Source organism: Plantactinospora sp. B5E13 (genome assembly GCF_039871775.1).
In the GTDB taxonomy this organism is placed as follows: Bacteria; Actinomycetota; Actinomycetes; order Mycobacteriales; family Micromonosporaceae; genus Plantactinospora.
In genome coordinates, this window is sequence record NZ_JBDPLT010000067.1 from 14,282 (window position 1) to 34,279 (window position 19,998).

Annotated in this window: 20 protein-coding genes; 9 read left to right on the forward strand and 11 right to left on the reverse strand. The window is 72.7% G+C overall.

Annotated elements, in window-relative coordinates:
- Positions 1 to 20: 20 nt before the first annotated feature.
- The gene (locus tag ABGB05_RS34230) at positions 21 to 788 is read left to right on the forward strand and encodes an ABC transporter ATP-binding protein (RefSeq protein ID WP_347658121.1); all 768 of its coding nucleotides are present in this window, start codon (positions 21 to 23) and stop codon (positions 786 to 788) included.
- A 31-nt stretch (positions 789 to 819) separates the two neighbouring features.
- Here the strand turns inward: ABGB05_RS34230 and ABGB05_RS34235 are convergent, their stop codons facing one another.
- From ABGB05_RS34235 to ABGB05_RS34265, 7 genes are all read right to left on the reverse strand, one after another.
- Complete coding sequence (locus tag ABGB05_RS34235; protein ID WP_347658123.1) at positions 820 to 1,557, reverse strand: ABC transporter permease; 738 nt, start codon at positions 1,555 to 1,557, stop codon at positions 820 to 822.
- A 10-nt stretch (positions 1,558 to 1,567) separates the two neighbouring features.
- The gene (locus ABGB05_RS34240) at positions 1,568 to 2,491 is read right to left on the reverse strand and encodes an ABC transporter ATP-binding protein (protein WP_347658124.1); all 924 of its coding nucleotides are present in this window, start codon (positions 2,489 to 2,491) and stop codon (positions 1,568 to 1,570) included.
- Complete coding sequence (locus ABGB05_RS34245) at positions 2,488 to 2,826, reverse strand: transcriptional regulator (protein ID WP_347658126.1); 339 nt, start codon at positions 2,824 to 2,826, stop codon at positions 2,488 to 2,490. Before ABGB05_RS34245 ends, ABGB05_RS34240 begins: the two co-directional genes overlap by 4 nt.
- Positions 2,823 to 3,533: a transporter gene (locus ABGB05_RS34250; RefSeq protein WP_347658127.1), complete on the reverse strand. Its 711-nt coding sequence runs from the start codon at positions 3,531 to 3,533 to the stop codon at positions 2,823 to 2,825. The genes ABGB05_RS34245 and ABGB05_RS34250 overlap by 4 nt, the downstream gene beginning before the upstream one ends.
- Positions 3,534 to 3,646: 113 nt before the next feature.
- Entirely contained in the window at positions 3,647 to 4,957 is a 1,311-nt protein-coding gene (locus ABGB05_RS34255; RefSeq protein WP_347658128.1) for a serine hydrolase domain-containing protein, read from the reverse strand.
- Positions 4,958 to 5,271: 314 nt separating this feature from the next.
- Entirely contained in the window at positions 5,272 to 6,921 is a 1,650-nt protein-coding gene (locus ABGB05_RS34260; RefSeq protein ID WP_347658129.1) for an SMI1/KNR4 family protein, read from the reverse strand.
- A 113-nt stretch (positions 6,922 to 7,034) separates the two neighbouring features.
- Complete coding sequence (locus ABGB05_RS34265) at positions 7,035 to 9,101, reverse strand: AAA family ATPase (protein ID WP_347658130.1); 2,067 nt, start codon at positions 9,099 to 9,101, stop codon at positions 7,035 to 7,037.
- 190 nt (positions 9,102 to 9,291) lie between these two features.
- Between ABGB05_RS34265 and ABGB05_RS34270 the strand changes: the two genes are divergently transcribed.
- Genes ABGB05_RS34270 through ABGB05_RS34280 form a run of 3 tightly spaced genes read left to right on the forward strand, consistent with a single transcriptional unit; the run spans position 9,292 to position 12,213 of the window.
- The gene (locus tag ABGB05_RS34270; protein WP_347658131.1) at positions 9,292 to 9,873 is read left to right on the forward strand and encodes a winged helix-turn-helix domain-containing protein; all 582 of its coding nucleotides are present in this window, start codon (positions 9,292 to 9,294) and stop codon (positions 9,871 to 9,873) included.
- Positions 9,874 to 9,924: 51 nt separating this feature from the next.
- Positions 9,925 to 11,331: an MFS transporter gene (locus ABGB05_RS34275; protein WP_347658132.1), complete on the forward strand. Its 1,407-nt coding sequence runs from the start codon at positions 9,925 to 9,927 to the stop codon at positions 11,329 to 11,331.
- Between the two features lie 30 nt (positions 11,332 to 11,361).
- On the forward strand, positions 11,362 to 12,213 hold the full coding sequence (locus tag ABGB05_RS34280) for a menaquinone biosynthesis protein (RefSeq protein WP_347658141.1): 852 nt from the start codon (positions 11,362 to 11,364) through the stop codon (positions 12,211 to 12,213).
- Between the two features lie 65 nt (positions 12,214 to 12,278).
- On the opposite strand, the gene ABGB05_RS34285 is transcribed toward ABGB05_RS34280, so the two are convergent.
- Complete coding sequence (locus tag ABGB05_RS34285) at positions 12,279 to 13,220, reverse strand: hypothetical protein (RefSeq protein WP_347658133.1); 942 nt, start codon at positions 13,218 to 13,220, stop codon at positions 12,279 to 12,281.
- On the reverse strand, positions 13,220 to 14,227 hold the full coding sequence (locus ABGB05_RS34290) for a hypothetical protein (RefSeq protein ID WP_347658134.1): 1,008 nt from the start codon (positions 14,225 to 14,227) through the stop codon (positions 13,220 to 13,222). The genes ABGB05_RS34285 and ABGB05_RS34290 overlap by 1 nt, the downstream gene beginning before the upstream one ends.
- A gap of 402 nt (positions 14,228 to 14,629) precedes the next feature.
- On the opposite strand from ABGB05_RS34290, the gene paaA reads away from it, so the two are divergent.
- From paaA to paaE, 5 genes are read left to right on the forward strand one after another with little or no spacing between them, the layout of a single operon-like run.
- Positions 14,630 to 15,715, forward strand: coding sequence for a 1,2-phenylacetyl-CoA epoxidase subunit PaaA (paaA, locus tag ABGB05_RS34295; protein WP_347658135.1), 1,086 nt, complete (start codon positions 14,630 to 14,632; stop codon positions 15,713 to 15,715).
- Positions 15,716 to 15,729: 14 nt separating this feature from the next.
- Complete coding sequence (paaB, locus tag ABGB05_RS34300; protein WP_347658142.1) at positions 15,730 to 16,032, forward strand: 1,2-phenylacetyl-CoA epoxidase subunit PaaB; 303 nt, start codon at positions 15,730 to 15,732, stop codon at positions 16,030 to 16,032.
- Between the two features lie 53 nt (positions 16,033 to 16,085).
- The gene (gene paaC, locus ABGB05_RS34305; RefSeq protein WP_347658143.1) at positions 16,086 to 16,799 is read left to right on the forward strand and encodes a 1,2-phenylacetyl-CoA epoxidase subunit PaaC; all 714 of its coding nucleotides are present in this window, start codon (positions 16,086 to 16,088) and stop codon (positions 16,797 to 16,799) included.
- A 41-nt stretch (positions 16,800 to 16,840) separates the two neighbouring features.
- The gene (paaD, locus tag ABGB05_RS34310; protein ID WP_347658144.1) at positions 16,841 to 17,320 is read left to right on the forward strand and encodes a 1,2-phenylacetyl-CoA epoxidase subunit PaaD; all 480 of its coding nucleotides are present in this window, start codon (positions 16,841 to 16,843) and stop codon (positions 17,318 to 17,320) included.
- Entirely contained in the window at positions 17,317 to 18,426 is a 1,110-nt protein-coding gene (paaE, locus tag ABGB05_RS34315) for a 1,2-phenylacetyl-CoA epoxidase subunit PaaE (RefSeq protein WP_347658136.1), read from the forward strand. Before paaD ends, paaE begins: the two co-directional genes overlap by 4 nt.
- A gap of 91 nt (positions 18,427 to 18,517) precedes the next feature.
- Here paaE and ABGB05_RS34320 read toward each other — a convergent pair whose 3' ends face one another.
- Both ABGB05_RS34320 and ABGB05_RS34325 read right to left on the reverse strand, forming a co-directional pair.
- The gene (locus tag ABGB05_RS34320; RefSeq protein ID WP_347658137.1) at positions 18,518 to 19,291 is read right to left on the reverse strand and encodes a GNAT family N-acetyltransferase; all 774 of its coding nucleotides are present in this window, start codon (positions 19,289 to 19,291) and stop codon (positions 18,518 to 18,520) included.
- A gap of 62 nt (positions 19,292 to 19,353) precedes the next feature.
- Positions 19,354 to 19,830, reverse strand: a complete 477-nt coding sequence (locus ABGB05_RS34325; protein ID WP_347658138.1) for a YcxB family protein — start codon at positions 19,828 to 19,830, stop codon at positions 19,354 to 19,356.
- Between the last annotated feature and the right edge of the window lie 168 nt (positions 19,831 to 19,998).

Here is a 19,998-nt window from a genome sequence, read left to right on the forward strand (position 1 = left end):
GTCAGCCGCCCGCGGTCGAGGTGGCCGGCCTGCGGGTCACCCTCGGCGGGGTCACCGTCCTGGCCGGGGTCGACCTGTCGGTCAGCACCGGGGAATGGGTCACGGTGATCGGCCCGAACGGCGCCGGCAAGTCCACCCTGCTCCGCGCGGCCGGCGGGCTGCTGCCGCCCGGATCCGGCACGATCTCCCTCCTCGGTACACCACTGCCCCGACTCGCCCGCCGCGAGCGCGCCCGGATCGTGGCGACCGTGGCCCAGTCGCCGGTCGTACCGGCCGGCATGGCGGTCGTCGACTACGTGCTGCTCGGCCGCACGCCGTACATCCCGCCGCTGGGGCGGGAGTCGGCCGCCGACCTGGCGGTCGTGTACGACGTACTGGACCGGTTGGAGCTGGCCCGGTTCGCCGGCCGGCCGCTGGCGACGCTCTCCGGCGGGGAACGGCAGCGGGTCTTCCTGGCCCGGGCGCTGGCCCAGGGCGCCCCGCTGCTGCTGCTCGACGAGCCGACCAGCGCCCTCGACATCGGGCACCAGCAGGAGGTGCTGGAGCTGATCGACCAGCTCCGCCGCGACGACGGCCTGACCGTGCTGGCCACCATGCACGACCTCTCGGTCGCCGGCGAGTACGCCGACCGGCTGGTGCTGATGGCCGGCGGCGCGGTGGTCGCCGCCGGACCGCCCCGGGAGGTGCTCACCGGCGAACTGTTGTCGACGCACTACCAGGCCCGGGTACGCGTGATCGACGGCGAGCACGGCCCGCTGGTGGTCCCGGTCCGCCCACCCCGGGGGTGAGGACGAGCTTCTTCCCCACAGCCGACCGGAGTCAGCTGAACCGGCGGCCCTCGTCCCGGCGGTACGCCAAGCCGGCGACCCCGGCCAGCGCCACGATCCAGACGCCGAGCATCACCAGGGCGGTCGGGTTCGGCCGGAAGTCGCCGACCGCCGTCCACATCAACTCCGCCGCACCCCGGGTCGGCAGGTAGGGGGCGATCACCTCGATGAACCCGGGCGAGCTGCCGGGCGGGAAGAGCAGTCCGCCGCCGAAGGCCAGCGGGAAGAACAGCACCTGGGCGACCACGATCGCCGCCTTGCTCGGCAGCGAGTAGCCGATCGCGAGTCCCATCAGGGTGAACGGCACCGCGACGAGGACGGTGGTACCGAGCGCGGCCAGGAACGCCGGCCCGCTGATCCGGGCCTCGGTCCCGACCGCCGCGATGACCACCACCGGGAGCAGCGAGAAGGTGGTCATCAGCAGGCCGGCGAGGATCCGGCCGGCGAAGCGCGGGGCCGCCCCGGCCGGCAGGGTACGCAGGTACGGGTCCCAGGGCTGCGCCCGGTCCTCGGCGACCCCGATGCCGTACTGGAAGATGTTTGTGCTCATCACCGCGAAGGTCACCATCGACGCGGTGGCGTACGTCGCCGCGACCGGGTCGTCACCGGCGAACGGCACCACGAAGAAGAGCATCGACGCGGCCGGGAAGAAGGCGCTGCCGACCAGGGCGATCGGAATCCGGATGGTTTCCAGCAACTGGAACCTGGCGTGGACGAGGGCGAGTCGCATCGGGATCTCCTCAGGCTTCGACAGGCTGGCCGGCGGGTACGTCCCCGGATTCCGTGGTGACGGTCTCGCCGGATTCGGTGGTGATGGCCAGGAAGGCGTCTTCCAGCGAGGTGGCCCGGATCTCCAGGTTGGAGAAGGAGACGCCGCTGCGTACCAGTTCCCGGACCAGGAGGTCCGAGTCGCTGGTCAGCAGGTGGGTCACCCCGTCGACCAGGGTCACGTTCCGTACCCCGGGCAGGGTCGGCAGTTCCGGGACGACCAGGCTGACCCGACGGAGCCCGACCAGGTCGCGGACCGCGGCGACGCTGTCGTCGGCGAGCACCCGGCCCCGGCCGAGCACCACCACCCGCTGGGCGAGCGCCTCGATCTCCTCCAGGTAGTGGCTGCTGAGCAGGACCGTGCCGCCCTCGGCGTGGAAGTGGCGGATGCCGTCCCACAACTCCCGGCGGGCGGTCACGTCGAGGCCGGTGGTCGGCTCGTCGAGGAAAACGAGCCGGGGCCGGCCGACAAACGCCAGTGCGACGGCGAGCCGGCGCTTCTGCCCGCCGGAGAGGCCACCGGTCTGCCGGCGGACCAGGTCGTCGAGGCCGAACCGGCCGAGCAGTTCGGCCCGGGGCACCGGGTCGGGGTAGTGCGCCGAGACGAAGTCGACCACCTCGCCGACCCGTAGTGTCGGCGGCAGCCCGGTCTCCTGTGGGGTCATCCCGATCTGCCGGCGGTACGCCGGATCGCGGGGGTCGCCGCCGAACAGTTCGACCCGGCCGGCGCTGACCCGTCGCAGACCGACCAGCAGGCTCAGCAGGGTGCTCTTGCCAGCACCGTTGGGGCCGAGCAGCCCGACGAGTTCACCGGAGTGCAGATCGAGGGTGACCTGGTCGAGGGCGGTCACCTCGCTGTACCGGCGGGTGGCCTGGATGGCGCGGGCGACGATCATGACGTCTCCTCGGCTGAGGGGGCTGCGGAGGGCGGTTCGAGCAGGGCGCGGACGGCGGCGGTGTACTCCTCGAAGGCGAGCCGGCCGCGTGGGGTCAGCCCCACGAGGGTCGCCGGGGTACGACCGTGGTGGGTCTTGACGATCTCGACGTACCGGGCGTCTTCGAGCTTGCGTAGGTGTACCGAGAGATTGCCGGCGGTCATCCGGAGGATCTCCTGGAGCCGGGGGAAGGTGATCCGGTCGCCGACGGGCAGGGTGGCGAGGGTGGCCGTCACCCGGAGTCGGGCCTGTGCGTGGATCACCGGATCGAGTTCCGGGATCGGGGCCTCGGTCATCGGGCACCGGGCGCGGGGCGGGTCGTCGCGCGGGGCCGCCGCCGTTCCACGATGGCGCCGACCAGCAGCATGCCGCCGCCACCGCCGATCGCGATCACCAGGGCGTGCCAGCCCGGTCCGGCGATGATCCCGACAATGTTGATCACACTGATCCAGGCGCCGAGCGTGAACAGGTTGCGGTCGAGCCAGACCGCGCCGCCCGCCATGTGCAGGGCGCCGGTGAGCCCGACCGTGGCGCCGGCCCAGAGCAGGGTGCCGAGGTCGTCGGGCAGGTGTGGGCTGATCCGGCTCAGCACCACGGTGAGGGTGGCGAAGCCGAGCCCCCAGGACAGGCCGTACCAGGCACCCCGCCGGTTGGAGTCGCCGCTCACCTGTCCGTACGTCCGGGCGCTGCCGAGCCCGGAGACGAGGGAGGCGACGACGAGCAGTGCCAGCAGGGTGGCCAGCGGCAGCCAGCCGGGCAGGGCCACGAACACCCGGTTGTCGGGGCCGAACCGGAGGAAGAAGAGGCCGAAGCCGATCAGCCAGGCCAGGCCCCAGGGCCAGTAGTAGAAGAGCATGTTCGGTCTGAGTCGTCGGGCCGCCTCCGCCTGTTGCTCGACGATCAGGCGCAGCGCGGCGGCGGCGTCGACGGGAGGCCGTTCGTCGTGGTCGGGGGCTACCCCGTGGTCGTCGGTGGCCACCTCGTGCTCGGGGCTCTCGGTCACGTAAACGAGTTTACAACACAAAGTCCACGACGCTGTAAACGAGTTTGGTCGGAGACAGGACAGGGGAGCCGCCCGACGGGCGGCTCCCCTCGTCAGCGGGGATCCGGCGGGCCTCAGCCTCCGGCGGGCGGCCGAGTCCCGGTCGCCCCGTCCGACAGCACGGCGGCGAGGGCGGGCTGACCGGGCACCACACTCAGCGGACCACGCCGGACGGACAGCGCGTCTCCGTCGAGTTGGCGTCCATCCGCCGCGCCCCGGCGAGCCGGGTCGGCGGGTGCGCCGAGCGCGTCGGTCGGCGTGTCCAGGGCCAGCAGCAGGAAGCTGTTGAGCGCGGCACCGATCGGGTCGGGCTGTCCCGGCACCCAGTAGTGGGTGGCGTTCATCGCGACGGTCGCCTGCCGGCGGCCGTCCGGCGAGTGCAGCGAGATCGCCTGGTGCCCGAGCACCACGCCGTCGTGCCCCCACACCCGGCCGCCGGGCAGGGCCACACCCATCAGGCCGAGCCCGTACCCGGCCGCGTCCGGGTACGCCGGATCCAGCACCACGGTCCGCCGCATCTCGGCGAGTGCGGCCGGACGCAGCAGCCCGCCGCCGTGCAGCGCCCGGAAGAACCGGTTCAGGTCACTGGTGGTGGAGACCAGCGCTCCGGCGGTCCAGGCCCACGACATGTTGAAGACACTGAAGTCACGCGGGACGCCGTCCAACCACGGGACGTAGCCCCGGGCGTGCGGCCCGTCGATCCGACGGTCCGTACCCGGAAAGTACGTCTGCCGCAGTCGAAGCGGGCGGAGGATCCGACGGTCGATCTCCCGTTCCGCCGACCGGCCGGTGATCCGCTCGAGCAGCAGCCCGGCCAGGACGTAGTTGGTGTTCGAGTAGACGTGCCGTTCGCCTGGGGCGTTGGTCGGCGGCTGCGACAGTCCGATCCGGACCAGCTCCACCGGGGTGACCGTGGTGTGCTGGTACCGCTCGATGCCCTCGACCGTGCCGAAGATGACGTGGTCGTAGTCGTTGATGCCGCTGGTGTGGTTGAGCAGCATCCGTACGGTCACCCCGGCGGGGGCGAACTCCGGCAGGTAGCGGCCCAGTGGCGCGTCGAGGGCGAGCCGGCGCTCGCCGACGAGCTGCAGCAGCGCCGTGGCCACGAACGTCTTGGTGATACTGCCGACGCGGTGCTGGAAGTGCGGCAGCATCGGGCGGCCGGTGGTGAGGTCGGCGACCCCGCTCGCCCCGCGCCAGGTCGCCCCGCCGTCGCGTACCTCGGCGAAGACCCCCGGCATGCCGGCGTCGGTGATCGCCCGCAGGCCGGCCTCCAGCGCGTCCCTGGGCAGGGCGCGGGAGCCGCCCCGGGCGGTGGTCGTCGGTGCGGCGACGGCCGGGGTCGCGCCGGCGGCGAGCGCGGTCAGCGCGACGGTGGAGCCCACCGCGGTACGGAGAATGTCGCGTCGCGACCGGGAAACATGAGGCGCGTGCACGGGCCCTCCCAGGTCCAGATCGGAACGGGTCACAGCGGAACGGGTCACAGCGGAACGGGCTGCGGCGGAACGGGTGCGGCGGAACGGGTACAGCGGGACGGGTGCGGCGGAACGCTCGTCCCAGCATGTCCGGCTCAGTCGGACGGATCGTCGGCCCTGGTGACGATCCACCGATCCACGTCGTGGGGGAGTCACCGGTCCGGCCTCCGCCACCCGGTTCCACCTACCGACGGACCGGCGACACCCGACGGAGCGGCCGGTGGCTACCTGGGCGGTCCGGTCGTCGCCGGGACCACGCCCTCCCACTCCAGTACGCCGTCCGCGGTGACGACCGGACGGAACCGTCCCAGATACGGCTCGCCGCTCTCCACCGACCGGGCCACGCCCTCCAACAGCTCCGTCACCGACGGCGGCCAGCCGTCGAACCGGGTGCCGTCCTCGGGATAGAACTCGCCGACCCGGCCGTGTCCACCGGACCGCTGGTCGACCAGCAGGGCGCCACCGTCTCCGGCATCCGCGAACGGGACGAACGACCGGTGCCACCAGTCGTCGTCCCCCGGCGCGCGGGCGAGGACGGTGCAGGAAACCTCCCAACTGCGGACGATCTCCGGCAGCGACATGAGCCGGTAGAGGAACGTCAGCCTGAAGCCTCCGGGCGTCGCGCCGTCGTGCCGGCGCAGCGAGGCGACCAGGTCGGGCGGGAAGGCGACGGACATCCGTACCTGCAGGGCGTCGATCTGCTTCGCGGCGGCGGGCGGACGCAGCGACTGGCGACTCCGGGGGGCGTGTTCGGCCAGCCAGCGTTCGATCCGCAGCCAGGCGGCGTCGACCCGGGCCGTGGTCCGCCGGTCCGGGGAGGTCGGCCGCACCGTGCCGACGTGTTGCGGGCAGACCGTGCTGGCCGGGGGCCGGAGCGGCCGGGGCATCCCCGGCGGGGTGACCGGAACGGCGTGCGCCGAGGCGGGCTCCGGTGCCGGGTGGCCCGGCCCGACCCGTCGTGACTCGACGGAGATCTCGGTACGGTCGAGCGGGTCGTCACCGAGACCGGCGACGGTGATGCCGCAAAGCAGCAGCACCAGCGCGACGAAGACGCCGAGCAGGACGAGCAGCACCCGTCGGCCGCTGACCGTACCGGCCGTCCGGAGCTGGCCGGTGCCGCTCGGAGCCGGGTCGGCGGTCGGCGTCGTCGGTCCGACCGGCGCCGGTCCGACCGGGACGCCGGCGTCGGAGTCACCGACACCGGAGTCACCGGAGTCGGCGTCGTCGGCATCAGAGGTGTCGACGACGGATCTGTCGGCGGCCGCCGGTCGCCGTTCGGGGCCGCTGTGCAGCAGGGGGTCGAGCCACCGTACGGCCTCGGTCGCGACCAGTTCCGGGCGCTGCGTCGCCTCGTCCGGGATCCGGCCGGCCAGGGCCACCGGCAGGGTGTCGAAGGTGTTCCCCGCGCCGATCGCGACCACCGTGGCGGGCAGCTCCCGGTTGGCCAGCGCGTCGAGGGCCAGCAGGGTGTGGTTGGTGGAGTCCGCCCCGGAACCGGTGACCACGACGACCGGCGCACCCAACGCCCAGGCCAGGTCGGCGAGCGTCCAGCCGTCGCCGCCGAGCGGTGCGAGCAGCCCGGAGGTGGCGCCGACCAGGACCAGGCCGTGCCGCCCGGCCAGCGAGCGGACCAGCCCGACGACGTCGTCGACGGTGAGTGGATCGCTGCCACCGGCCCGCACGTCGAGCTGGCTGGCCAGCCCGTCGGTGTGCCGGAAGCCCTGGGCGGCGGCAGGTTCCTCGTCCGGGCCGACGATCCGGAGCACCGCCACCCGGTGTGTCGACGCCGCGCCGAGCACGGCGGTGGCCAATGCCCAGTTCGTGGCGGTCGACGTCGTGCTGACGATCCAGGCACCACTGTCCGGCCAGGACACTCGGCCTCCTCTCGGCACCGGCCGAGCCTACCGAGCCGCCATCCCGGCCGCCGCCCCGTCGACCCGTCGGCCTCGGCCTCCGTCGCCCCCGGGCCGCCGCCCCGCCGCCGGTCTCAGCCGAGGGGCGCGGGCAGCGGGGCGCTGTGCAGCACGGCGAGTCGGGACACGGCCCGGGTCAGCACCACGTAGAGGCGGTGCAGGCCGCGGGGCTCCGCCGCGACGATCCGGGCCGGCTCGACGACGATCACATGGTCGTACTCCAGGCCCTTGACCAGGGTGGCCGGCACGACCGAGACCCGCGTCCCGGCCTCGACCTCGTCGGCGGTCGCGGTCGGCACCCCGGCGTCGGCGAGCGCCGCGCGGAGCCGGTCAACGTCGTCGTCCGCGGCGATCACCGCGACCGAGCCGTCGTGCGCCAGCGCCGCCCGCACCTCGGCCACCATCGCCACCGGCAGGTCCTCGACGGTACGGATGTCGAGCGCGCCGTCGCGGCGCAGCGACTCGGCCGGCGGTACGTCGACCGCGAGCACCGGCAGCAGCCGGTTGGCGAACGCGACCACCACGGCCGGTACCCGGAACCCCATGGTCAACGGCACCACCGAGGCGTCCGGCTTGCCCAGGTGGCGCAGCGACTCCCGCCAGTCGGAGGCGGCCCACGGCGCGGTGCCCTGGGCCAGGTCACCGAGCAGGGTCAGCGAGCCGTGCTCGCTGCGTCGGGCGATCGCCCGGCACTGCATCGGGGAGAGGTCCTGCGCCTCGTCGACCACCACGTGCCCGAAGCTGGGCAGCCGGTCGATCAGGCCGGCGGCCTCGTCGACAAGTACGGCGTCCGCCGCGCTCCACCTCGCCGCCTTCGGGGTGCGCGGCGGCTTCGGCCAGGTCAGCGCCGCCTGCTCGGTCTCGGTGAGCAGCCCGGCGGCGGCCTCCGCCAGCGCCTGCGGGTCGGCGAGCAGCCGGTGCACCAGCCCGTCCGGGGTGACCGCCGGCCAACAGCGGTCGAGGAACTCGGTGACCGGCTTCGACCGGCCCATCCGGCGCAGCCAGCCGTCGCCGGGTGAGTCGCCCCGGCGGGCCTCGGCCTGGCGTTGCAGCAGCCCGACGACCCGGGCCCGGACCCGTTCCCGGCCGGTGGCGTACGGCAGGTCCTCCCGGCGGGCTTCGGCGACCACCCGGCGCAGCGCCTCGGCGGTGATCCGCCACCGGTACGACCCGTCGGAGACGGTGATCGGGTCCTCGGGATCGCGGACCAGCCCGGCGAGCGCCCGGCGCAGCACCTCGGCCATCCGGGGGTCGTGTTTCACCACCGTGGTCTCCGGCGGGTCGATCCCCCGGACCGCGAGGGGGGTACCGGTGGCGGTGCCGTCCGGCCGGTACGTCGCCGAGGTCACCAGGTCCTCGACGGTCGCCTGGGTCACCTCGACCTCGCCGAGGGCGGGCAGGACCGCGGAGATGTACGACAGGAACGCCCGGTTCGGTCCGACGACCAGTACGCCGGAGCGGCGCAGCCGTTCCCGGTGCAGGTAGAGCAGGTACGCGGCCCGGTGCAGCCCGACCGCCGTCTTCCCGGTCCCGGGCGCCCCCTGGACGCAGATCGAGTCGGCCAGCTCGGCCCGGACCAGTTCGTCCTGCTCGGGTTGGATGGTGGCGACGATGTCCCGCATCGGCCCGACCCGGGGGCGTTCGATCTCGGCGGTGAGAATCCGGCTGCTGGTGCCGTACTCCTCACCCCGGTCGAGGTGCTCGTCCTCGAAGCTGGTCAGTTCCCCGGTCTGGAAGCCGAACCGGCGCCGGGTGCGTACGCCCTGTGGGTCGCGGGCGCTGGCCCGGTAGAACGACCGGGAGATCGGGGCCCGCCAGTCGAGCACCATGGGTTCGCCGAGTTCGTCGGTGACGTGTCGCCGGCCGATGTGGTAGTCGCCGTCGGCGAAGTCGAGGCGGCCGAAGAAGAGCGGGGTGGTCGGGTCGTCGGCGAGTTCGGCGACCCGGCGGGCGAGCGTGGTGCCGAGGGTCTCGGCGGCGTACGCGTCACCGGCGACGCCGTCGCCGGAGCGGAACAGCGCCTCGGCGTGTTCCCGCATCCGGCGCAGCGCGGCCCGGGAGGCGGTCAGGTGGGCCCGCTCGGCGGCGAGGTCGGTGGTGAGGTCGGGCGCGGGGTCGGTGGCGAGGTCGGGCACGGTCATCGAACTTCCTCGGGTACGACGATCTGCTCTGCTCGCGTGTCCGTCGGGCTGGATGGCCAGCCCCGGCGCGGGGACGTCCGCTGCGGTGCGTGCTCACCGCGGCCGTCGGCAGGGCCGGTAAGCGTACGCCGGAACCGGCCGGCCAGCGAGTGGTTTAGGTCGGTCCGGGCTGGCGCGGGATCATGGGGGCATGACTGAGCAGCCCGTGGAGCAGCGTTCGTTGGTGATCAGCGATCCGCAGGTGATGCGGGCGCTGGCGCATCCGGCCCGGGTCGAGATCATGGAGCATCTGAGTTCCACCGACACCGCGATCACCGCCACCGAGTGTGCCGAGATCGTCGGGTTGTCGCCCAGCGCCACCAGCTACCACCTCCGGGAGCTGGCCAGATTTGGCCTGGTCGAGCAGGCGCCCAGCCGGGGTGACGCCCGGGAGCGGCTGTGGCGTAGCAGCGTGCGCTCGTTCGGGGTGGAGGCCGGGCCGGATTCGTCACAGGAGGCGCGCGCCGCCCAGGAGACCCTGATAGAGGTGTACGCCGCCCGGGACTACCAGCGGATCCGGGCGTGGGCACGGCGGCTCGGGGACGAGTCGAAGGAGTGGTACGACGCCACCGCGTACGGCGGGTCGGTGCTGATGCTGACCGCCGAGGAGCTGACCACGTTGAATGCGGCGGTACGGGAGCTGATGAAGCCGTACCGGCGTCGTGACCGTACCGAGCCGCCTGAGGGTGCCCGGCCGGTGGCGGCCCACTACATGGCGATGCCGATCGACTGACTCCCGACGCCGGGGCTTGCCCGGGTGGTTATGAAGGATTATTTTCGAAGCATGTCCTTCACGACTGCCGGCGTTGACCTGCCTGCCTCCCGGTGGACCGACGTCCACCTGGCCGCCGGCGCCCGGGCCTTCTCCACCTGCGGGGACTACCTCGCCGCCACCTCCCTGGCCCTCGCCCTCCAGTCGGCCGGCGCCGGCGGACTCGCGGTCTCCGGGGTGATGCTCGCCGCGACCCTCCCGCTGGTGCTGCTCGCCCCGCTGACCGGACGGCTCGCCGACCGGGTGGACAGCCGTCGACTGCTCATCGGGGCCGGTCTGGTGCAGGCCGCCTGCTGCGCCGTCCTCGCGTACACCGAACGGGCCGAAGTGATCATGCTGTTGGTCGCCCTGCTCGCCTGTGGGCTGGCGGTGACCCAACCGGTCCTGGCGGCGCTGCTGCCCGAGATGGTCCGCCGCGAGGACCTGCCCCGGGCCAGCGCCGTGAACCAGACCGCCGGCTTCCTGGGCCTGCTGGTCGCGCCCGGCCTGGCCGGACTGCTGGTCGGCGAGTTCGGCGTACGACTGCCGCTGCTGCTCGACGCCGCCAGCTACCTGGCCCTGGTCGGGGCGGGGCTGCTGCTGCGTACCCGTCGGGGAGGGCGACGGTCGACGGCCGTGGGCCGCGTCGCGGCCGGCACCGGGTCGACGGCCGCGACCGGAGCGACCCCGCCCGGTCGCGGCGACGTCGGAGAGTCCGCCGGCCCGGGGTGGCGGCTGCGGCACGATCCGCTGCTCTGGACCATGGTGCTCGCCATCGCCGCCACGGTCGCCGGAGTCGGTGCGGTCAACGTGATCGACGTCTTCTACGTACGCGAGACCCTGGCCGCCTCCACCACGACGTACGGCCTGGTGAGCATGGCCTGGACCGCCGGCATGCTGGCCGGGTCGTGGCTGCTGGCCGGCGCCGCCGGCCGGCTGCCCGACGATGCCGCCCGGGTCTGGAGCGTGCTGGCCATGCTCGGCCTGGCCTGCCTGGCGGTGCTGTTCGGCGCCACGGTTCCCACGGCCGGGTGGCTGATCCCGCTCTGGCTGCTCGGCGGGGTGGCCAACGGCGGCCTCAACGTGTTCAGCAACCTGCTGATGGTCGACCGGGTGCCGGCGACGGTACGCGGACGCGCCTTCGCCACCCAGAGCGCGGCGATCCAGGGCGCCGGCATGCTCGGGTACCTGGTCGGCGGTCTGCTGCTCACCCGGTTCGCGCCGCGTCCGCTGGTCGCGGTGACCGCGCTGGCCGGCCTGGCCGTGGTCGCCGCCGTGGTCCCGGTGGTGCTCCGGGCGGTCCGGACCGAGTCGATCCGGCGACCGGGTCCGAAGCCCGGCGCGGCACCGGAGCCGGAGCCCGCTGGCGCGGTACCGAAGCCCGGCGCGGCACCGGAGCCGGGTGGTGCGGCACCCGCCACTTCCGTGCCGGTCGGCTGAGCGGGCGTCCGATTCGAGGTCTACCGTCGGATCATGACCGAGCTACGGCGACCCCGGGTAGGACATATCCAGTTCCTCAACTGTCTGCCGATCTACTGGGGCCTGATGCGCTCCGGCGCGCTGATCGACGTCGACCTGCACAAGGACTCGCCGGAGCGGCTCAGTGCCCAGCTGGTCGCCGGTGACCTCGACATCGGGCCGATCACGCTGGTCGAATACCTCAAGCACGCCGACGAGCTGCTGCTCCTGCCCGACCTGGCGGTCGGCAGCGACGGGCCGGTGCTCTCGGTGAACGTGGTCTCCACCCGCCCGCTCGCCGAGCTGGACGGCGCCAAGGTCGCGCTCGGCTCGACCTCCCGGACCGGCGTGATGCTGGCCCGGCTGATGCTCGCCGAGAAGTACGGGGTCACGCCGGAGTATTTCAGCTGCCCGCCCGACCTGACCACCATGCTGCTCGAGGCCGACGCCGGTGTGCTGATCGGCGACGTGGCCCTGCGGGCCCTCCACGAGGCGCCGGGCCGGGGACTGGAGGTCACCGACCTGGGGCAGGCGTGGCGGGACTGGACCGGCCTGCCGATGGTCTTCGCCGTCTGGGCGGTACGCCGCGACTTCGCCACCGACCACCCGGGCCTGGTCAAGGACGTGCACGAGGCGTTCCTCCGGTCCCGTGACCTCTGCCTGGCCGAGTTGGACGAGGTCGCCGAGGCGGCGGCCCGGTGGGAGACGTTCGACGCGGCGACGCTGGCGACGTACTTCCGGACGCTGGACTTCTCGCTCGGCGAGCGGCAGGTGGCGGGACTGCGGGAGTTCGCCCGCCGGGCCGCCGCACTGGCCGACCTGCCGTCCCTGCCGGCCGACGGCCCGGCGTTCTTCGTCGGCTGATCGCACGGCTGTCAGGAAGGACCCCTCCCTGTCGCTTCGGGCAGGGACGGGCCCTTTCTGACGGCTCAGTCCGTACGGAGCTGGGCGGCGACCTCCTCGCAGATCTTCGCGCCGTACGTGTAGCCGAGGTTGATGTCGTAGCGGGTCTCCACCGCCATGGTCCAGCCGTCGCCGACGGCCAGGCAGTTGACGGTGTACTTCTGCTCGGGGGTCCGGTCGACCCAGCCGTTCTTGATCGCGATGGTCTTCTGCACCTGCGGCGGGAACGCCTTGCGGATGCCGAAGTTGCCGACGCCGCGGACCGCCCGCATCTCGTCGAGCAGCCAGTTGGTCCACTTCGGCCCGGCGGCCCGGCCGTCGGCGATGCAGGCGCCCATCCGGGCCGCGTCCCGGGCCGAGAGCGCGGTACGACTCCAGCCGCCGTCCGGGGCGGGACTGCTGTCGGTCAGGTCGCAGGTGCTGATCAGGCGCCGGATCGACGCCGTACCGCCGTTGACCTTGTAGAGGTCCGAGGCGGCGTTGTTGTCGCTGTCCCGGATCATGATGGAGACCTCGTCCAACCGGGCGTCGCTCGGGGTCTGGCCCTGCTCGGCGGCGCGGCGCAGGTAGTCCGCGCCGATCCACGCCTTGATCATGGAGGCGGTCGGGTTGGTCTCGTCCATGTTGTCCGAGCCGGTGACCGTGCCGGTCCGGGTGTCCAGCAACGCCCAGTTCCACCAGCCGTCGGTGTCGACGTCGACGTCGGTCGGCGCCACCGGCAGCGGCGGCAGGCTCGGGCTCGGGGTCGGCGTCGGCGTCGGCTGCTCCGACGGTCCGGCGGTCGCGCCTGGGCCACCGGTCGGCTCACCCCACCGGGCGGCGGCGTTGCTGGCGAGCGGGGATCCCGGCAGGAGCCGGAGGGCGACCAGTACCAGCACCAGCAGGACGCCGCTGATCAGGCCCAGCCGGAGCAGGGTTCGGCGGTTGGAGTCGGGCGCGGACGTACCGCGTCGCTGGTCGCTGGACATCAGGAGGGTCTCCCACCGGGCTTGGCCGCCGCGTTGTCGATCGGCGGAGGAATCTTGAGTACGGCGCCCGGACGCGGCGTCACCAGTTGGCTGGCGACGCTGGCGCAGATCTTCGCGCCGTAGTCGAGGCTCTTGTTCGCCGGATAGCGGGTCAGCACCGACAGCACCCAGTCGCCCGAGATCGCGAGGCAGTTCAGGTGCCACTTCCAGTCGGCCCCGATCCGGGTCCAGCCGTTCTTGATGGCCACGCCCTTGGCGAGCTCTGGCGGGAGGCCGTCGATGATGCCCCAGCGGCCACCGCCCCGGCCCGCCTTCTGGTCCTTGGCGGCGGTGCTACCGCGTACCTTGGTCATCTCGTTCAGTACCCACGTGGTCCACTTCTTGCCGGCGGCGGTGCCGTCCTTGATGCACTCTCCCATCCGGACGGCGTCCCGAGCGGACATCTGGGTGTAACTCCACCAGACGGTCCTCGCCTTCGGCGGGACCACCGCTCTGGTGTCGGTGAGTCCGCACATCTTGATCAGCCGCTCGATCACCGGGGCCCGGCCGCCCTGGTTGAAGAGCACCTCGGCGGCCCGGTCGTCGCTGTCCCGGATCGCGTGGCTGGCCGCCTTGAGCATCGGTTCCGCCGGTTTCCGGTTGCCGAGCCGGCGCAGGTAGTCCGAGACGATCCAGACCTTGATCATCGACTCGGTCGAGTTGGTCGCGGTCATGTTCCGGGCGCCGGAGATCTTGCCGCTGTGCCGGTCCAGCAGGGCCCAGGAGAAGAAGCCGTCCACGCCCGGTACGGACACCGGCCCGGCGGCGAGTTCGGGGGCGGGCGGCGCGGCCGGGGTGATCCCGGTCGGGGCGCTCTTCTCCTGCTGCTGCTCGGGCGGCGGGGTGATGGCCTCGGTGGCCTCCGGGATGGCCTCCTGGTTCGGTGGCGGGCTGACCCTGGCGTACACCACCGGGACGAGCAGCAGCCCGCCGAGTACGGCAGCGGCCAGCGTGACCACCAGGGGCATACGGGAGCGCATGAGAAATACGGGCTCCAAGCGTGAGGGCGGGGGCCGGCTGTCCGGGGCGTCGGAGGTCCCGTCGGATCGCGCCGATGCGTCCGCAGGCCCCGCACCCAGTGGTGCTCCGCGCCCCCGTACCACCGGGGGAAACGGCTGTACGGGACGGGAAAAGCTTACGTCGCCCGGGGCGGTTCGCCAGGTGGCGCGCTCGTGAAATTGTTGTGAGGTGCCCTGGAATAGAAGGCTATTCGGCATTAGGTCCGGAAAAGTGGCGGCTGCTGTGACCGGGGTCATCGCTCCGTCGGCGGTCAGTCGCTCCCGTCGTACCGGCCGGCACCGCCGCCTCGCTCGGCGGCAGTTCTGTTACACGTCTTGGTATCCGGCTAGTTGAGCTGTAACACTTATTCTGTGTACGGACATCACTTTCCCGAGCCGGACGCCCGGCCGGCCGACGGGCTGCTTGATCAGGTCGAGGCGGCCGAGGCGGCGCTGCGGGCCGCCGCAGCCCGGGGGCGTCCCGACGTCGCGGACGGCGCCGCGACCGACACCGACCCGCAGGCGTACTTCACCGGGCTGATCGAGGCCGACCAGAAGATCGAACCCCGGGACTGGATGCCGGACGCCTACCGCAGGACCCTGATCCGACAGATCGCCCAGCACGCCCACTCCGAGATCATCGGCATGCAGCCGGAGGGGAACTGGATCAGTCGGGCGCCGTCGCTCAAGCGCAAGGCGATCCTGCTCGCCAAGGTCCAGGACGAGGCCGGGCACGGCCTCTACCTGTACGCGGCCGCCGAGACCCTCGGGGTGACCCGGGACGAACTGGTCGACCTGCTGCTCGCGGGCCGGCAGAAGTACAGCTCGATCTTCAACTACCCGACGCTGAGCTGGGCCGACGTCGGGGCGATCGGCTGGCTGGTGGACGGGGCGGCGATCGTCAACCAGGTCCCGCTCTGCCGGTGCTCGTACGGGCCGTACGCCCGGGCGATGATCCGGGTCTGCAAGGAGGAGTCCTTCCACCAGCGACAGGGCTACGAGATCCTGCACACCCTGGCGCACGGCACCCCGGCCCAGCGGGAGATGGCCCAGGACGCGGTCGACCGCTGGTGGTACCCGTCGCTGGCGATGTTCGGCCCACCGGACGGCGATTCCACCCACTCCCAGCAGTCGATGGCCTGGAAGATCAAGCGGTTCTCCAACGACGAGCTGCGGCAGCGCTTCGTCGACATGTGCGTGCAGCAGGCCGAGGTGCTCGGACTCCGGATCCCCGACCCCGACCTGCGCTGGAACGCCGAACGGCAGGCGTACGACTTCACCCAGCCGGACTACGCCGAGCTGATGCGGGTGATCTCCGGCGACGGGCCGTGCAACCGGCAGCGCGCCGCGCACCGGAAGCGGGCCCACACCGACGGGGCGTGGGTGCGGGAGGCCGCCGAGACGTACGCGGCCAAGCAGGCGGCCCGGTCCGCCGAGCGACTGGAGGTGGCGGCGTGAGCGACCGTGGCGGCATGACCGACGGGTCGACGGACCGGCGCGGCTGGCCGCTCTGGGAGGTTTTTGTCCGACCCCGGCGCGGGCTGGCGCACAGTCACGTCGGCAGCCTGCACGCGCCGGACGCCGAGCTGGCGCTGCGCAACGCCCGGGACGTCTATACCCGCCGCCAGGAGGGAGTGTCGATCTGGGTCGTCCCGGCCGCCGTGATCACCGCCTCCAGCCCGGACGAGAAGGACGCCTTCTTCGCCCCGGCCGCCGACAAGGTCTACCGGCATCCGACGTTCTACCAGGTACCGGACGGGGCGGCGCACCTGTGAACACGTCTGTCGACAGTGCGGCCGGCACGACCGGCACCCCGGCCGGCACGACGGTGCCGCACCTGCTGGCGCTCGGCGACGACGCGTTGATCGCCGCACAACGGCTCGGGGAATGGGTTTCCGCCGCCCCGGAGCTGGAGGAGGATGTCGCACTCGCCAACATCGCCCTGGACCAGCTCGGCGCCGCCCGGCTGCTGTTGACGTACGCGGGTGAGCTGGAGGGCGCCGGCCGGGACGAGGACACGCTTGCCTACCTGCGGGGGGACCGCGACTTCCGTAACTGCCTACTGGTCGAGCTGCCGAACGGGGACTTCGCCGTCACCATCGCGAAGCTGCTCTTCCTGGCGGCGTACCAGCTGCCGCTCTACACCGCGCTGCGCGACTGCGCCGACGAGCGGCTCGCCGCGATCGCCGGCAAGGCGTGCAAGGAGGTCGCGTACCACCTCGACCACGCTCGGCTGTGGACGGTGCGGCTCGGTGACGGCACCGCCGAGTCGCACCGGCGGATGCAGGCGGCGGTGGAGGAGGTCTGGCCGTACACCCACGAGCTGTTCACCCCCGACCCGACCGCGCCGGTCGACCCGGCCGGGCTGCGGGCCGAGTTCCTGGCCACCGTCGAGCCGGTGCTGGCCGCCGCGACGCTGGACCGGCCGGCCGACGGCTGGGCGCCGGACGGCGGACGCGCCGGTCGGCACACCGAACACCTCTCCTACCTGCTCGCCGAGATGCAGGTCGTCCACCGCGCCCACCCCGGAGCCTCCTGGTGAGCGCGAGGAACGCAGTGGGTGTGGAGAAGGTGGTGACCGGGCTGAACGCCGCGCGGGCGGCGGTGGCGGCGGTGGTGGACCCGGAGCTGCGGGTGCTGACCATCGACGACCTCGGGATCCTGCGGGACGTGGCGGTCGAGCCGGAAACCGGACGGGTCACCGTGACGATCACCCCGACCTACACCGGCTGCCCGGCGATGGACGTTATCCGGGCCGACATCAGGGCCGCGCTCGCCGCCGTCGGGCACCCGGATGCCGAGGTACGCACCGTCTACGCGCCGGCCTGGAGCACCGACTGGATCTCCGAGCCCGGTCGGGCGAAGCTCGCCGCCGCCGGCATCGCCCCGCCCGGGCCGGCGTCCCGGCCGGCGGGTCCGGTGGCGCTGTCCCTGTCCGTACGCTGCCCGCGCTGCGGGACCGCCGACACCGAGCAGATCAGCCGGTTCGGTTCGACCGCCTGCAAGGCACTGTGGCGGTGCCGGGCCTGCCGGGAACCCTTCGACCACCTGAGGGCACTGTGAGCGTGACCATCACCAGACCGGTACGTCGCCGGCCGGTCTTCCACCCGCTGCCGGTCGTCGCCGTGGACCGGCTGACCGAGGACGCGGTCGCGGTCACCTTCGCGGTGCCGGTCGAACTGCGGGACGTCTTCGCCTTCCGGGCCGGCCAGCACCTCACCGTACGCCGGTTCGACGAGGAGAACCTGGAGGTGCGGCGGTCGTACTCGATCTGCTCGACCCCGGTGGAGCTGGCCGGGACCGGTCGGCTGCGGATCGGCGTGCGCGAGGTGCCGGGCGGCGCCTTCTCCCGGTTCGCGGTCAGCGCGTTGCGGGCCGGGGACACCGTCGAGGTGCTGCCGCCGCTCGGGCACTTCACCTCGGCGTTCACCCCGGACCGGGTCCGGCACTATGCGGCGGTCGTCGCCGGCTCCGGGATCACCCCGGTCCTCGCGCTGGTCGCGACCGCGCTCGCGGTCGAGCCGGCGAGCACGTTCACCCTGGTGTACGGCAACCGGCACGCCCGTACGGTGATGTTCGCCGACGAGTTGGCGGACCTGAAGGACCGGTATCCGCAGCGGCTGCACCTGCTGCACGTACTGTCCCGGGAGGCGGGCGAGTCACCGCTGCTCTCCGGCCGGATCGACGCCGACCGGCTGGGCCGGCTGCTGGACACGCTCGTACCGACCGACCGGATCGACGAGTGGTTCCTCTGTGGCCCGTACGGGATGGTGCTGGCCGCCCGGGAGGTGCTGGCCGCCCGGCAGGTGCCGGCGGAGATGGTGCACGCGGAACTGTTCCACGTGGACACCCCGCCCGCGCCGCCGGTCAGGCCGGAGGCCGGCTCGGCGGCCGGCAGTGAGGTGACGATCCGGCTGGACGGTCGGACGTCGAGTTTCCGGATGGGGCGGGACGAGCGGGTCCTCGACGCGGCGCTGAAGGTCCGCGGCGAGCTGCCGTACGCCTGCAAGGGCGGGGTCTGCTCGACCTGTCGGGCGAAGGTCGTCTCCGGCGAGGTGACGATGGCCCGCAACTACGCCCTGGAGCCGGACGAGTTGGCCGCCGGCTACGTGTTGACCTGCCAGGCCAGCCCGGTGACCGACACTCTGGAGATCGACTACGACGGCTGACTCCGGTGTGGACGGATTCCCCGGCCGGTCCCGTGGCGGAACCAACCGGTCCGGCCCGACCGTCGGAGTCGAGCCCGACCCGTCGGCGGGTCTACTCCGGGGCGGGCAGCTTGACCGCCAGGACCCGGGTGCGTACCCGGAAGCCGGCCCGGTCGTACATCCGGCGCGCCGGGTTGCCGTCGGCGACCTGGAGGCCGAGGGCCGGCAGCCCGGCGTCGCGGGTGCCGTGCAGGGTGTGGACCAGTAACGCCCGGCCCAGCCCGATGCCCTGCGCGTGCGGCGCCACCGCGAGGTTGAGGATCCAGCCGCAGACGTCGTCGGTCCACGGCACCGGGCCGGCGCAGAGGACGTGACCGGCGCTGCGCCCGTCCGGCCCCACCACCCGAGCCGAGGCGGTGACCAGCGGCGGCACCGGTTCGCCGGTCTCGTACATCACGCTGATGTACCGGGTGTCCTCGTCCCGCCAGGAGCCGTCCGGATGGTCCGGGCCGTACGCGGCGGCGCACGCGCTGGCCAGGTCGTCGTCCCAGCCGGCGGGGGCCAGGGTCCAGCCCGTCGGCAGCTCGGGAACCTCCGGCAGGTCGGCGAGGTCGTGCCGCAGGTCGGTGGCGGCCCGGTCCAGGGTGAGACCACTTGCCAGCAGGGCTGCCAGCAGGTTGTCGTCCGGAGTCTCCAGCCGGAGCCCGGCGAGGTCCCGGCGGGCCTGGTCGACGACCTCGGACAACTCCGTCCCGGGCAGCGGCCGGACGTCTTCGACGACCTGTTCCCCGTCGTCGTCCCCGAGACGCAACCGGGCGAGCGGGCGGCCGTCCACCGTGTGGAGCAGGGAGCCGGCGGGATCGTCGGGGTCGGGCTGCAACGGCATCGCCGGACCATAGCCGGGCCGGTCACCCCCCGGCCAACGGATTTGGGTACGGGTACCGGAGACTACCGGGCCAGACCCCGGTCCACGAGCAGCCGACGAAACTCCTGCCGGCCGGTCTCGTCGGTGCCGTCCTTCGGCAGCATGAGCAGATGGGTGTGTCCGAGGCGGACCAGCCACATGTCGTCGGTCTCCTGCACCCGGCGCACCGCCGACCAGACGAACTCGGACGACGAGGTCGCGGATCGGCTGGCCAGCTTCTCGTCGCTCACGGTGATGGTGATGGGTGGGGTGAGCAGCCACTTCTGCATCCGTACCGACAGCCGGGGCAGCAGCGGTCCCAGCGACAGCAGGACGAGACCGAGCACGATGAACTGGATGCCCTCGCCGGGGTCGGCCGGGTCGAGCGCGACGATCGTGCCGCCACCGAGCACGACCAACGCGGACCCCACCCAGATGACCAGCAGGTACGGACGCATCGCCCGACGGGTGGCCCGTACCCAGGCTCGCGGATCCGCGGTCACCTCGAACGTCACTGTCATCGGTCCCTACTCCTCGGGTCGGGTCAGAGCCGGGACGGATGCTAGATGATTGAGTCCTAAATCTGGCCTGGTGGGGGACTTGGCGTATCGACACAGGGAAGGGTGTCGTTGTCTGCTCGTGACTGCCGACATCGACACCCTTCTGACTGCACTGTACGTGTTCGTAGA

Excerpts from the sequence above, each read along its gene's own strand:
- ABGB05_RS34275 (WP_347658132.1), top strand. The coding sequence starts at position 9,925 with ATGTCCTTCACGACTGCCGGCGTTGACCTGCCTGCCTCCCGGTGGACC.
- ABGB05_RS34270 (WP_347658131.1), top strand. The coding sequence starts at position 9,292 with ATGACTGAGCAGCCCGTGGAGCAGCGTTCGTTGGTGATCAGCGATCCG.
- ABGB05_RS34265 (WP_347658130.1), bottom strand. The coding sequence starts at position 9,101 with ATGACCGTGCCCGACCTCGCCACCGACCCCGCGCCCGACCTCACCACC.
- ABGB05_RS34325 (WP_347658138.1), bottom strand. The coding sequence starts at position 19,830 with ATGACAGTGACGTTCGAGGTGACCGCGGATCCGCGAGCCTGGGTACGG.
- ABGB05_RS34235 (WP_347658123.1), bottom strand. The coding sequence starts at position 1,557 with ATGCGACTCGCCCTCGTCCACGCCAGGTTCCAGTTGCTGGAAACCATC.
- ABGB05_RS34240 (WP_347658124.1), bottom strand. The coding sequence starts at position 2,491 with ATGATCGTCGCCCGCGCCATCCAGGCCACCCGCCGGTACAGCGAGGTG.
- ABGB05_RS34245 (WP_347658126.1), bottom strand. The coding sequence starts at position 2,826 with ATGACCGAGGCCCCGATCCCGGAACTCGATCCGGTGATCCACGCACAG.
- ABGB05_RS34320 (WP_347658137.1), bottom strand. The coding sequence starts at position 19,291 with ATGCCGTTGCAGCCCGACCCCGACGATCCCGCCGGCTCCCTGCTCCAC.
- ABGB05_RS34285 (WP_347658133.1), bottom strand. The coding sequence starts at position 13,220 with ATGTCCAGCGACCAGCGACGCGGTACGTCCGCGCCCGACTCCAACCGC.
- ABGB05_RS34290 (WP_347658134.1), bottom strand. The coding sequence starts at position 14,227 with ATGCCCCTGGTGGTCACGCTGGCCGCTGCCGTACTCGGCGGGCTGCTG.
- paaB (WP_347658142.1), top strand. The coding sequence starts at position 15,730 with ATGACCGACGGGTCGACGGACCGGCGCGGCTGGCCGCTCTGGGAGGTT.